This is a genomic window from Bauldia sp., assembly GCF_020442045.1.
In the GTDB taxonomy this organism is placed as follows: Bacteria; Pseudomonadota; Alphaproteobacteria; order Rhizobiales; family Kaistiaceae; genus Bauldia.
Genome location: NZ_JAGRLA010000126.1, coordinates 1 through 12929 on the forward strand (window position 1 = coordinate 1; position 12929 = coordinate 12929).

Here is a 12929-nt window from a genome sequence, read left to right on the forward strand (position 1 = left end):
AGGACCCGTAGTTTTCCAAGGATAATCCTCCCCGATCCGTCTTATTGGCTCCGGCTGCTACCGGGCCGGTCCCCCTGGACACGAAAGCCGCAGGCTTCGATTTCGCGGCCGACACCCTATCGCCGCCATCGCGGCGCTCCAAGCCTGTTCCACCGCGCCGACCAGAAGCGTGCCGGACCGCACGGCAGGCCCACGCTCCCGTCCCGCTTGCAGGTCGTAAATTTGGCGTGATAAGCATGGATACTCATATCTTGACATAAAAAATGATGCTTCAAACATGATTACTGCCGCCCAGCTCCGTGCCGCACGTGCCCTCGCCGGCCTCGACCAGCGCCAGATCGCCGAGCTTGCCGGCCTGTCCGTGCCGACAATCCAGCGAATGGAAGCGAGCGACGGCGTGATCCGGGGCAATGTCGATTCGCTGATGAAGCTGATCGACGCGCTCGACACGGCCGGCATCGAACTGATCGGAGAAGGGGCGGCGAGTGCGGACGGCGGGCGGGGAGTACGCCTCAAGGCATGACCATCCTGCTGCTGTCGGTCGTCGGGTTGCTGGTTCTCGGCCTGGTCTCGATCCCGGCGGGCCATTCGCCGCGCATGTCGGCCATCGTCTACGGGCTTTCGGCGGCGATCACGGCCGTGCTGCTGGCCCACGCGCTCGCGCACCTTGTCTCCGGGTCTGGACCCGTCAGCCAGACCATGCCGCTTGGGTTGCCATGGATCGGCGTCCATTTCCGGCTCGACGCGCTGTCGGCGCTTTTTCTGGCGATCGTCGCCGCCGGCGGACTCGCCGCGAGCGTCTACGGCATCGGCTACGGGCGGCACGAGGAATCGCCGGGGCGGGTGCTGCCCTTCTTTCCCGCCTTCCTGGCCGGGATGGTGCTCGTCGTCCTCGCCGACGATGCCTTCACCTTCCTCGTCTCGTGGGAGTTCATGTCGCTCGCGTCCTGGGCCCTCGTCATGGCGCACCACCGGGAAGCCGACAACGCACGGTCCGGCTACGTCTACCTGATCATGGCGGCCTTCGGGACCTTCTGCCTGCTGCTCGCCTTCGGCCTGCTGGCCGGCGCGCAGGGCAGCTACGCCTTTTCGGCCATGCGTGGCGAAGCCCTGACGCCGGTGACCGCCGGATTGGTCCTCGCCCTGGCGCTCGTCGGCGCAGGCTCGAAGGCGGGGCTGGTGCCCCTCCATGTCTGGCTGCCCCTTGCCCATCCCGCGGCACCCAGCCACGTCTCGGCGCTGATGAGCGGCGTCATGACCAAGGTCGCGATCTATGCCTTCATCCGGATCATCTTCGACCTCGCCGGCCCGATCGAATGGTGGTGGAGCGTGCCGCTGCTGGTCGTCGGCGCATGCACGGCGGTGCTCGGCGTCCTCTACGCCACCATGCAGGAGGACATGAAACGGGTCCTCGCCTATTCGACGATCGAGAATATCGGCATGATCTTCGTCGGGCTTGGCCTCGCCCTCGCCTTCGCGGCGAACGGCTTCGCCGCCGCTGCGGCTCTGGCGATGACGGCGGCGCTTTTCCATGCGATCAATCATTCGCTGTTCAAGAGCCTGCTCTTCTTCGGCGCGGGCGCCGTTCTGAGGGCAACCGGCGAGCGGCGGATGGATGCGCTCGGCGGGCTGATCCACCGCATGCCGCGGACCGGCATCGTCTTCCTGGTCGGCTGCGTGGCGATATCCGCCCTGCCGCCGCTCAACGGCTTCGCCTCCGAATGGCTGATGCTGCAGGCCATCCTGCAGAGCCCCGACCTGCCCGAGTGGGTGCTCAAGCTGAGCATCCCGGCGGTGGGTGCCATGCTCGCCCTGGCGACCGCGCTCGCCGCGGCCTGCTTCGTCCGGATCTATGGCATCGTCTTTCTCGGCCGGCCGCGCACCGCCGAGGCCGCCGCCGCGCGCGAGGTGGACGGCTACGCACTGACGGCGATGTTCGCCCTCGGCGGGCTCTGCCTCGCGGCCGGCGTCCTGCCGGGCTTCGTCATCGACGGATTGGCACCGGTGGTCAGCGGACTGGTCGGCGCCCGCATGCCGACCCAGGCGGGGATGGAATGGCTGTCGATCATGCCGGTCGCCGAAAGCCGCTCCTCCTACAACGGGCTGCTCGGCTTCCTGTTCATCGTCTTCTCGGCCTCGATGGCCGCCTTCGTCATCCACCGCTTCGCGTCGCGGGCGATCCGGCGCGCACCGGCCTGGGATTGCGGCTTCCCCGATCCCAGGCCGGCAGCCCAATACGGGGCGAGCAGCTTCGCACAGCCGATCCGACGCGTCTTCGCGGCAGCGATCGGGGCGAAGGAGACCGTGGACATGCCGCTGCCCGGCGACCTTCGCCCGGCCCGCTTCTCTTCCGTCATCCGCGACCGGGTATGGGATCTGCTCTACCAGCCAGTCGTAACCGGCGTCGCCGCGGCGGCCGACCGCCTCAACCGCTTCCAGTTCCTTACCATCCGACGCTATCTGAGCCTGGTCTTCGTCGTCCTTGTCGGATTGCTCATGGTGCTTGCGCTATGGCAGTGACGCTCGACTTCATCATCCAGGCCTTCCAGATGGTGTTGGTGCTGGCACTGGCGCCGCTGCTCACCGGCTTGGTGCGCAAGCTGAAGACGCGGCTCCAGCGCCGGCAGGGTCCATCCATCATCCAGCCCTATCGCGACCTGATCCGCCTCGCGCGGAAGGAAGTGGTGCTGGCCGAAACCGCCTCCTGGCTTTTCCGGGCCACGCCCTATCTGGTCTTCGCGACGACCTGGGTCGCGGCGGCGCTGGTGCCGACCTTCGCGACCGGGCTGATCTTCTCCTGGTCGGCAGACCTGATTGCGATCATCGCCTTCCTCGCCACCGCGCGCTTCTTCCTCGCGCTCGCCGGGATGGACGTCGGCACCAGCTTCGGCGGCATCGGATCGAGCCGCGAGGTGATGATCGCCTCTCTCGCCGAGCCGGCGATGATCATGATCGTCTTCACGCTGGCTCTGGTCGCCGGATCGACCCAGCTGTCGATCGTCGCCGAGGTCTTCGCGACCTCGGGAGTCGGCCTCCGGGTCTCGCTCGGGCTCGCCCTGCTCGCGCTGATCATGGTGGCCATCGCCGAGAACGGCCGCATCCCGATCGACAACCCGGCGACCCATCTCGAGCTGACCATGGTGCATGAAGCGATGGTGCTCGAATATTCGGGTCGCCACCTGGCACTGATCGAGCTGGCGGCATCCCTGAAGCTGCTGCTCTACATCTCGCTGATCGGCTGCCTGTTCCTGCCGTGGCGGCTGGCGCCGGCCGGAGCGGGGATCGAGGCGATGGCCATCGCCCTCGGCATCTACCTCGTAAAGCTCGCGGTCGGTGGCACCTTGCTCGCCCTGTTCGAGACCGTGATCGCCAAGATGCGGGTCTTCCGGGTCCCGGATTTCCTCGGTGCGGGGCTGATGCTCGGCCTGCTGGCGACGCTCCTCCTCTTCGTGACGCGGAGCCTCTGATGGGGAGCGGCCTTTCCTTCGACGTCGCCCACCTCCTCGCCGGGAGCCTGGTGCTGGTGAGCTTCATGCTGCTCTACCAGGATCGCATGTATGCGCTCCTCAATATCTTCGCGCTGCATGCCCTCGTGCTTGCGCTGTCGGTGGCGTGGCAGGCCTATGTCCAGGACGCGCCGCATCTCTTCGTGACCGCAGCGATCGCGCTGATCTTCAAGGCCATCGTCATCCCGGTCGCGCTTCGCCGCATCGTCGAGCGGCTCGGCATCCATCGCGAGATCGAAACCGTCGGCGGGGTCGGCCTGACGATGCTCGCCGGCATGGCGCTGGTCGGCCTGTCGATGGTGGTGATGCTGAGAGTCACCGGTGACGCCGATCCGCTGGCCCGCGAAGACCTTGCCTTCGCGCTTTCCGTCGTCCTGCTCGGCCTGCTGATGATGGTGACAAGACGCAACGCGGTCAGTCAGGTGATCGGCTTCATGTCGCTGGAGAATGGTCTGATCCTCGCCGCGACCGGCGCCAAGGGCATGCCGCTGGTCGTCGAGATCAGCGTCGCCTTCTCGATCCTCATCGCCTTCATCGTCATCGGCATCTTCCTGTTCCGCATCCGCGAACGATTCGACACCGTCGACGTCCGGGCGCTCGACGACTTCCGCGGGGAACGGCAATGAGCGTCGCGGGGATCGATCCGGAAATCGCGACGCTCGTCATCCCGCTCGTGGCGGCGGCGCTGCTCGCGGTCCTGCCGGGCTACAGGACGACGGCCCGCCTCAACATCGTCGCGTCCCTCGCGACGCTGGTCGCGGCCACGTCCCTCTTCTTCGTCGACCGGCCGCCGCCCGGCGCATATCTCCTCGTCGACGATCTCAATATCGTCTTCCTGGTGCTGACCGCCTTCGTCGCCTTCACGACCAGTATCTTCAGCGCCAGCTATATCGGCCACGAGATCGAGGCCGGTCATCTCAGCCCGGCCTATCTCCGCTTCTATCACGCGATGTACCAGCTGCTGATGTTCGGCATGAACCTCGCGCTGCTCGCCAACAATATCGGCATCATGTGGGTGGCGATCGAACTCGCGACGCTGACCACCGTGCTGATGGTCGGCATCTACCGGACGCATGAGGCGCTCGAGGCGGCGTGGAAATACTTCATCCTCGGCAGCGTCGGAATCGCGCTCGCACTGTTCGGGACGATCCTCGTCTACATGGCCTCCGGCCCGGTCATCGGCGAGGGCGGCGACTCGATGGTCTGGACGAACCTCGTGGCGCATGCCGACCGCTTCGATCCGGCGCTGCTCAACGTCGCCTTCATCTTCCTGCTGCTCGGCTACGGCACCAAGGTCGGCCTCGCGCCTCTGCATGCCTGGCTGCCCGACGCCCATGCCGAGGGCCCGACACCGATCTCGGCGGTGCTCTCAGGCCTCCTCCTCAACGTCGCGCTCTACGCGGTGCTGCGGTTCAAGATCCTGCTCGCGGCCTCTCCCGACGCACTCGCCCCCGGACCACTGATGGTGACGATGGGTCTCTCGTCGCTGCTCTTCGCCGGGCTGATGCTCTACCGTCGCCGCGACATCAAACGGCTGTTCGCCTACTCGTCGATCGAGCATATGGGCGTCATCGTCTTCGCCTTCGGGATGGGCGGGCCGCTCGCCAATTTCGCTGGCCTGCTCCATATGGTCATGCACTCGCTGACCAAGTCCGGGATTTTCTTCGCCGTCGGCCACATCGCCCAGGTCAAGGGCACCCAGAAAATAGCCGGCATCCGCGGACTGACGGTCAGCCACCCGGCGCTCGGCTGGGCCTTCGTCGTCGGCGTCGTCGCGATCGCCGGCCTGCCGCCGCTCGGCATCTTCATGAGCGAATTCCTGGTGGTGACATCCACCTTCGCCAGGGAACCGCTTCTCGCCGTCATCCTCGTTGTCGGACTGCTGGTCGGCCTCGGAGCCCTGTTCCTGCGGGTCAACGACATCGCCTTTGGCGAGCCGACCGGGAGCACCGCGCCGGTTAAGGCGAGCTACCTGCCGATGTATGTCCATTTCGGCCTTGTGCTGGCGGCCGGCGTCTATGTCCCGCCGATGCTCGCTCTCTGGTTCGAAAACGTTTCGGCGCTGCTGGGGTGATCGGCATGACGGTAACCCAACTTCAGGCGCTGATCGGGGCAGGCAAGGCGGTTGAGAACCACCGTCCCGTGCCGCGCGCGATCGTGTCCGAAAGCACGTGGCGCGAAGCGATCGGGGCGCTTGCCGCGGAGCGCTGTTCGCTGCTCGGCCTCTGGGCTACGCCCGGCACGGTGCATATGGCCGTATGCGAAGGCTCCGAAATCGGCGTCCTCAGCCTCGATTGCGCAGATGGGCATTTCCCGTCGGTCGGTGCACGCCATCCACCGGCGATCAGGCTGGAACGGGCGATCGCCGATCTCACCGGGCTCGAAGCCGCCGGCGCCCAGGACGTCCGGCCCTGGCTCGACCATGGCAAATGGGGCGTCAGGCGTCCGCTTGGCGATCGGATCGAGACGGACGGACCACCGCCGCCCTATCCGTTCCTCACCGCCGAAGGTGCCGGGCTCCACCAGATTCCGGTCGGCCCGGTCCACGCCGGGGTCATCGAGCCGGGTCATTTTCGATTCACCGCCAATGGCGAGACGGTGGTGCGGCTGGAGGAACGCCTCGGCTATGCCCACAAGGGAATCGAAGCGCTGATGGCCGGCGCCGATCTCGAAAGGGCGGCGAAGCTCGCGGGCCGCGTTTCAGGCGATTCGACGGTTGCCTACGCACTCGCCTTTGCCCGCGCCGTCGAGGCGGCGACCGATTGCGACGTACCGCCCCGTGCCCTGTATCTTCGCGCCCTGATGGCCGAGCTGGAACGGATCGCCAATCATCTCGGCGATATCGGCGCCATCTGCAACGATGCCGCCTTCGCCATCATGCTCGCCCATTGCGCGGTCTTGCGCGAGCGGGTTCTCCGCTTCGCGGCTGATGCCTTCGGACATCGGCTGATGATGGACCGCATCGTCCCCGGCGGCGTCGGTACCGACCTTGGGGCGGAGGATGTCACCGCGCTTCGCGGATTGATCAAGACCATCCGCAGGGACTTCCCGCGGCTGGTGCAGCTCTATGACCGGACCGCCTCCCTCCAGGACCGGACCGTCGGAACCGGGCATCTGCGGCCGGAACTCGCACGTCGCTTCGCTCCCGGCGGCTTTGTCGGGCGGAGCGCCGGACGCAGCTTCGACGCGCGCATGACGGTTGCCTATCCGCCGTATGATGCACTCGAATTCGCCGTGCCGACCCGTGCTGAGGGCGACGTCAACGCACGGGTATGGGTCCGCATCGAGGAGGTCGAGCAAAGCCTCGGCATCATCGAACAGATCCTGGCGAGCCTGCCGGCCGGCGACCTGATCCGCGACATCCCGGCACGCGGCGGCGAAGGCCTCGCGCTGGTCGAGGGCTTTCGCGGCGAGGTGCTTGCGTGGGTGCGTCTCTCAGACGACGGCACCCTCGCCCATTGCCATCTGCGCGACCCGTCGTGGTTCCAGTGGCCGCTGCTGGAGGCGGTCATCGAAGACAACATCGTCGCCGACTTCCCGCTCTGCAACAAGTCGTTCAACTGCTCCTACTCGGGACACGACCTCTGATGCGGAAGACCCTGCTCGACAGCCTGCGTGGCCCGCTGACGGAGACGCCGCCGCTGCTCCGGGACGGCGAGGCGGCCGACCTCGCGCGCGCCGTGGACAGGGTGGCGCGGCGCAGGCTGGGGCGCAGCCTGGCCATCAGGGAAGTGGATGCCGGATCCTGCAACGGGTGCGAACTGGAGATCCATGCGCTTTCCAATGCCTTCTACGATCTCCAGCGCTTCGGGCTGAATTTCGTCGCTTCGCCACGCCACGCCGATGTGCTGATGGTGACCGGGCCGGTGACCACGAACATGCGGGAGGCGCTCGAGCGTACCTACAACGCGACGCCGAACCCGAAATGGGTGATGGCGGTCGGCGGCTGTGCGCTCGACGGCGGCATCTTCGCCGGCAGCTATGCCGTTGTCGGCGGTGTTGGCGAGGTGGTGCCGGTCGATATCCACATACCGGGCTGTCCGCCGCCGCCGGCCGACATCCTGCGTGGTTTGATTGCCCTGCTCGAAGCCGCGCGATAGCGCCCCGGTGGGTGGCCGGCGCGGCGTTCCGACGCGCTGCCCGGCGTGCTCTCTCTGGTCCCGACCATTGCTTGGCGATATCCTGTATCCCAGACACTGCCGCTGCCGGACGGGACCGTCTCGCAGGACTGCGTTCTTTGCGGAAGGAGGCGAGATGGGCGTTATGAACAAGTTGGTGATGAGGCGCGTGAGCGCCGGTATCGGCGTGGCGCTGTCCGTGGCCGCGACGCCTGCGCTGGCCGAGATGATCGACGGCTATCCCGACGCCATCGTCTGCCGCGTTTCGGATTTCCGGTCGATCGGCTACCTCCATCGGGTCAATGACGACGGTTCGGCGCTCTACATGACGCTTGGCCAGGAACTCGCCCAGGTAACGCCGGACGGCGTCTTCCACCGCCAAGGCGCCAAGGACTGCGACGGCAAGACCCTCAAGCAGCTCGAAGCGGACGGCCAGGCCTTCGAGTTCGAGTAGCCGCCCGCGGCTCACCCGACCGGAGACGGGTCACGGCAGGTTGTTGCGAAGCTCCTCGACGAACGCGCGCACCTGCGGATCGTCCGGCGAAAGCGCCAGCAGTTGCTCGGCATATCCGAGCGCCGCCTCGATGTCGCCGGCATCGCGGTTGAAGGTGGCTAGCGCCAGCAGGATATCCGGATTCTCCGGGTGATCCGCAACATAGGCTGCCAGCAGATCGATTGCCTCGGCGGCCTTCCCGGTCGAGTGCAACGCCACCGCATAGACGTAGACGTAGCGGGGGTCGGTCGGATCGAGCTCCACCGCCCGGCGCAATTCCTCGACCGCCTCGTCGGGACGCTGCATGCGGACCAGGGTCAATCCCAGTACATGGTGCAAACCGGGATCGTCCGGCGAAAGCGCGATTCCATCACGCAGCACCTGCTCGGCACGATCATTGTTACCGGTCATCCTGTAGAGATCGGCGAGATTGACGGTGGCGGGACCATAGCGCGGGCTGAGCCGCAACGCCGCGAGATATTCCGCCTCGGCGTCCTCGATCCGCCTCTGGCTGGCGAAGAAAGAACCGAGCGCCGACCTCGATTCCGGGCGATCGGCGTTGAGGCGATGCGACGCCACGAATTCGGCGATCGCGCCTTCGAGCCGTGCCCGGTCTTCCGGCGCGAGTTGCGCGGCGGGGACATCGCCGAGCATCGAGGCGGCCCTGGTCCGCACGCCGCGGATCGGATCCGCGAGCAAGGGCGCGGCGAGCGACCAGCGTTGCTGCACCGGCAGGCTCGCGATCATGTCGAGCGCGCCGATGCGGACCATCGGGTCGCGATCCCCGAGGCCGGCCCGCGCCAGATCCAGATTGGCAGGGGAAAGACGTGAAGCCAGTTCGCTCAACGCACTCGCCCGGGCGATGGCGGGTGCCCTGGGATTGCCGGCGACGTCAGCCAGCAGACCCGCGGCGCCGGCCTTCTGATGCCAGCCCGCATCGAAGGCGGTCGCGTAGGTCTGGAACCCTTCCCGTTTCGGCCCGAACCAGTCCTCGACGGCACCGGCCGCCCATTCGGCCGACTTGTCGGCATGGCAGTCGTTGCAGGCATTCGGCGTATCGAGGCTGACCGACAGGTCCGGCCGCGGGACACGGAAGCTGTGATCGTGACGGGGATCGACCACCATGTAGGTGCGCTCGGGCATGTGACAGGCCGGACAGCCGATCTCCGGCAGCACCTGTTCGTGGTGACTGTGGCTGGCGGCCTCGTATTTCGCCGCCTGATGGCACTGGAGGCAGATGCCGTCGCCCTCGAGCTTCAGCTCGGCGCTGTGCGGATCGTGACAGTCGCTGCAGGTGACGCCGGCGTCGAACATCTTGCTCTGCTTGAACGAGGCGTAGTTATAGACCTCGTCGAGCATCTGGCCATCGGCGCTGAACAGGCCTTCGACGAGCGGCGAGACGACCTCGGTCTGCGACAGCGAGCGGCCCGGAACCCAGTCCTCGGCGATCGTCGAGCGCCGCGCATGGCAGAAGCCGCAGGTCTCGACCTCCTTGCGCAGACGGTTCGGCGGCTTGCTGCGGATCGGCTGGCCGGTTTCGGCATCGGGCGCCCAGCCGACACCGGTCCGCTCGTTGAAATCGACAACCAGACCTTTCTGCGGATCATCCTCCTTGCCGAAGGGCCACCAGCTTTCCTGCGATTCCGCCCATTTGACGTGGGAGGCACCGGCGCCATGGCACGTCTCGCACCCCACGCTGATTTCCGACCAGGTGGTGTGGAAGGTGTCGCTTTCGGCGTCGTAGTTCTTCCGGACATTGGTCGAGTGGCATTCCGCGCACATGAAGTTCCAGTTCTGGTTGAGCTTCGTCCAGTGCAGGATGTCGTCGTGCGGAATGTCCTCGTCCGGATAGAGGTGGAACCAGCGCTGGCCGCCTTCCTCCTTCGGCCTTGTGTCCCAGGCGATCGACAGGGCCTGGATCCGGCCGTCCGGGAATTCGATCAGGTATTGCTGCAGCGGATCGATACCGAAGGTGTACTTGATCTCGAAGGGCGCGATCTCACCGTCGGGACCGTCGGTCTCGACGAAGAACTTGCCGTCCTTGCGGTAGAAGCGCGAAACCACGCCGCCTTTCTCGAAGGTCGCATCGTCGAAGTCGCCGAGCACCGTTTCCACGGTCGCATGGTCCATGGCGTGGCGGTGCTGGGAGCCATGCCAGAGGACTGCTTCGGTCTCGTGGCAGGACGCGCAGGTGTCGCTGCCGACGAATGCGACAGGATCCGCACTCTCCGCGACGGCAACGGGCGAACCGGCGGTCAACAGCTCGTAGCCCGCGCCGATCGCGACCGTCAATGCCAGCACCATGGCGGCGCCGGCCACGGCCGGGCGCCAACAGGCCCGATCCCCGCGCGGCGGCGTGTCTGTCGGCTGATCGGCGGCCTCATCTGCCACGGCGCTATCCTTGTTGCTGTTCGGGGCCCATACCCGGTGACGGCAATGGATCACCGCCGCCGGGCGGACCGACCCGGGTATCGTATCGTGTCCGCAATACCACGAGCGAACTCATCTGGCGCGACGTCTGCCGCCGGGACAGGCCGCTGGCTCAGTCGAACACGACCTGAACGTAAACGTTGCCTTCCTGCTGATAATAGCGGCCACCACAGTGATAGTAATAGCCACCGTAATACGGCCCATAGGGGCAGCCGGGCGGGAGGGCATTGATGCGGTAGGCCGTCCGGCGGGCGACGCGGCGGGACGTGCGGCGAGCAACGCCGGCGTAGCTTACCGGTGTCAGCGGGCGCCCGACACGGGCCTGGGCGTCATTGACCACACCCGGAACGCCTGGGATGCCGAGCTCGGCGCCAAGCTCCATGCCGGCCACACCGACGATCGCCGCCAGTCCGACGACCGCCAACCTCTTCAAGTCAATCACTGATCTTCTCCTTCCGGGGTCAGATCCGGGACACCGTCAATGCCCCCGAGATCGGCGATATCGACCTCAATGGCGCTTCCGGGATCAAAACCAAAATCGTCCACCGCGACCTCGGCGCCGGTCTTCCAGTCCCGAAACTCGATCCGATACTGAGGCCCAAGGGCCATCAGCTTGCTCGTCACCGCATAGCGGCACGGATAGGGAGCATCGCCCAGGGCAATCCAGATTTCCCAGTCGACACCTTCGGTGCGGAACGCAAGATGGTTGCACTCGACCCCGGCGATCACGCCGCTGCCGAGATCCTTGACGTCGGTCACATTGTCCATCAGCGCGTCATAGACATCCGACAGCAGCAGGTCGGCGCCGGGAGCCGCAATGCCGTAGTCGATCCGCAGGCGATCGACCAGATCGTCGATGGTCCCGTCAAGCTCGACCTGCGTGTAGCTGTCGATATCCTTCCCGAGGACGGAGAAGTGCTTGCCGTCGAAGACCATCTCCATGTCGACGAAGCCGCCGGTCCGGGTGACCCGGATCTTGTCCGGCCGGGCGAGGGACACCGTTCCGGTGCTGGCGAAGGCAAGCTTCTGGAGATCCGCGGTCACCACCTCGATGTCGCTGTCGTAGGTGAAGGACAGCACCTCCTGCGCCGCGAGATAGTCGGACATTTCCTTGAGCAATTCCCGCGCCTGCCCCTCGTCGGCGCGGGCCGGCGCGACGCCAATCCCGGCAACAGCCACGGCCAGCGCGACGCCGGCGGCTCGCCATCTCCGGTTCATACCTTCCGACTTTCCGCGGCTCATGACGCTCCTCACATGATTGACTTCGGGAACCGGGGCACCGCCCAGCCTGCATTCCGATTCGCGGTCGATCCTATGCCAACAGCGGCCGGCCTGCACGGCCGCCTTGGTCGGGACCGGAAACCGTCAGGGAAGATCGAAAGGAAAGACCGTGGCCCAGTCCTCCTTCATGTCGACGACGACCCAGCCACGCTGGCCGGCTTCATCCAGCGCCTTGTCGAGGTGGCCGATCTTCGAGTCGCGGTCATAGGCCCATTCACGTCCGGCATCGGTGTGGTGGAGCAGGATGCCCAGCCCCGGCCTGTCGCCGGTGGTGGCATATTGCAGCATCTGGAGATCGCCGTCCGAGTTGCCGCTGGCGATCAGCGGCCGGCGCCCGATGTGATGGTTGATCGCAACCGGCTTACCGTCCTTGTCGTCATAGAAGAAGAGCTCAGCCACCTTGATCGTGTCCGACGTGTCACCGTCGAGCTTGAACTCGGCCTTGATGCTGGACCCGACGACCTGCTCGGGCGGAATCCCGTAGGCCTGTTCGGCGAAGACGCGGATGAAATCGATACCACCACCGGAGACGATGTAGGTCTTGAAGCCGTTCTCGCGCAGGTAAGCGAGGAGTTCCAGCATCGGCTGGTAGATCATGTGGTCGTAGCGTTGTCCGGTCTTCGGATGCTTGGACGTCGCGAACCAGTCGGCGACCGACTGCTTGAAGGCGGAGGTCGACATGCCGGCGTGCGACGCGGCCATGACCTCGAGCAGGCCCTTGTGCCCGTCGGCGAGCAGCGCCTCGATGTCGCCTTCGGCGGCGGCCTTCAGCCCGGGGCTCTTCTCGGCGAGCGAAGGATCGGCGGCGACCATCTTCTTCGCCGTGTCGATCGCATAGGTGATCTGGAAATAGACCGGCTGCTCTGCCCAGAGATTGCCGTCGTTGTCGAAGGTCGCGATGCGTTCGGCCGGGTCGACATAGCTGTCGCTGCCCGGGGTTGTCACCGCCTCGACGAACTCGACGATGGCATCCTTCGTCGGGCCATTGTTCCACGAGGGCAGCGGGTCGGCCTTGGCGACCTGGAGACCAAACGCGGTGAAAGCCGCGAACGCGGCAAGGCTCAAAGCGCGCGAAAGCATGCCAATTCCTCCTCGATCCTG

At 66.1% G+C, this 12929-nt stretch carries 12 protein-coding genes; 8 read left to right on the forward strand and 4 right to left on the reverse strand.

Features of this window, described 5'->3' with window-relative positions; translation table 11 throughout:
- The first annotated feature begins 277 nt into the window (after window positions 1–277).
- The 8 genes from KDJ86_RS14210 (at window position 278) to KDJ86_RS14245 (ending at window position 8078) form a co-directional block, all read left to right on the forward strand.
- The gene (locus KDJ86_RS14210) at window positions 278–523 is read left to right on the forward strand and encodes a helix-turn-helix domain-containing protein (RefSeq protein WP_291747050.1); all 246 of its coding nucleotides are present in this window, start codon (window positions 278–280) and stop codon (window positions 521–523) included.
- Window positions 520–2520: a hydrogenase 4 subunit B gene (hyfB, locus tag KDJ86_RS14215; protein ID WP_291747053.1), complete on the forward strand. Its 2001-nt coding sequence runs from the start codon at window positions 520–522 to the stop codon at window positions 2518–2520. Before KDJ86_RS14210 ends, hyfB begins: the two co-directional genes overlap by 4 nt.
- Window positions 2511–3467 (forward strand): respiratory chain complex I subunit 1 family protein, encoded by a 957-nt coding sequence (locus KDJ86_RS14220; protein WP_291747055.1) that lies wholly within the window; start codon window positions 2511–2513, stop codon window positions 3465–3467. The genes hyfB and KDJ86_RS14220 overlap by 10 nt, the downstream gene beginning before the upstream one ends.
- Window positions 3467–4132 (forward strand): hydrogenase-4 component E, encoded by a 666-nt coding sequence (locus tag KDJ86_RS14225; RefSeq protein ID WP_291747058.1) that lies wholly within the window; start codon window positions 3467–3469, stop codon window positions 4130–4132. The genes KDJ86_RS14220 and KDJ86_RS14225 overlap by 1 nt, the downstream gene beginning before the upstream one ends.
- Window positions 4129–5580 carry a hydrogenase 4 subunit F gene (locus KDJ86_RS14230; protein ID WP_291747061.1) on the forward strand — a complete coding sequence of 484 codons (1452 nt, stop codon included), beginning with the start codon at window positions 4129–4131 and terminating at the stop codon, window positions 5578–5580. The genes KDJ86_RS14225 and KDJ86_RS14230 overlap by 4 nt, the downstream gene beginning before the upstream one ends.
- A 5-nt stretch (window positions 5581–5585) precedes the next feature.
- Entirely contained in the window at window positions 5586–7094 is a 1509-nt protein-coding gene (locus KDJ86_RS14235; RefSeq protein ID WP_291747064.1) for a hydrogenase large subunit, read from the forward strand.
- Window positions 7094–7606: an NADH-quinone oxidoreductase subunit B family protein gene (locus tag KDJ86_RS14240; protein ID WP_291747067.1), complete on the forward strand. Its 513-nt coding sequence runs from the start codon at window positions 7094–7096 to the stop codon at window positions 7604–7606. Before KDJ86_RS14235 ends, KDJ86_RS14240 begins: the two co-directional genes overlap by 1 nt.
- 178 nt (window positions 7607–7784) lie before the next feature.
- Entirely contained in the window at window positions 7785–8078 is a 294-nt protein-coding gene (locus KDJ86_RS14245; RefSeq protein ID WP_291747070.1) for a hypothetical protein, read from the forward strand.
- Window positions 8079–8108: 30 nt separating this feature from the next.
- On the opposite strand, the gene KDJ86_RS14250 is transcribed toward KDJ86_RS14245, so the two are convergent.
- The 4 genes from KDJ86_RS14250 to KDJ86_RS14265 form a co-directional block, all read right to left on the reverse strand.
- Window positions 8109–10436 (reverse strand): tetratricopeptide repeat protein, encoded by a 2328-nt coding sequence (locus tag KDJ86_RS14250; RefSeq protein WP_291747072.1) that lies wholly within the window; start codon window positions 10434–10436, stop codon window positions 8109–8111.
- Between the two features lie 223 nt (window positions 10437–10659).
- A complete protein-coding gene (locus KDJ86_RS14255) occupies window positions 10660–10929 on the reverse strand; it encodes a hypothetical protein (RefSeq protein WP_291747156.1) in 270 nt (89 codons plus the stop codon).
- 56 nt (window positions 10930–10985) lie between these two features.
- Window positions 10986–11765: a DUF2092 domain-containing protein gene (locus KDJ86_RS14260; protein WP_291747074.1), complete on the reverse strand. Its 780-nt coding sequence runs from the start codon at window positions 11763–11765 to the stop codon at window positions 10986–10988.
- 147 nt (window positions 11766–11912) lie between these two features.
- Complete coding sequence (locus KDJ86_RS14265) at window positions 11913–12908, reverse strand: HAD family hydrolase (protein ID WP_291747077.1); 996 nt, start codon at window positions 12906–12908, stop codon at window positions 11913–11915.
- Window positions 12909–12929 lie beyond the last annotated feature (21 nt).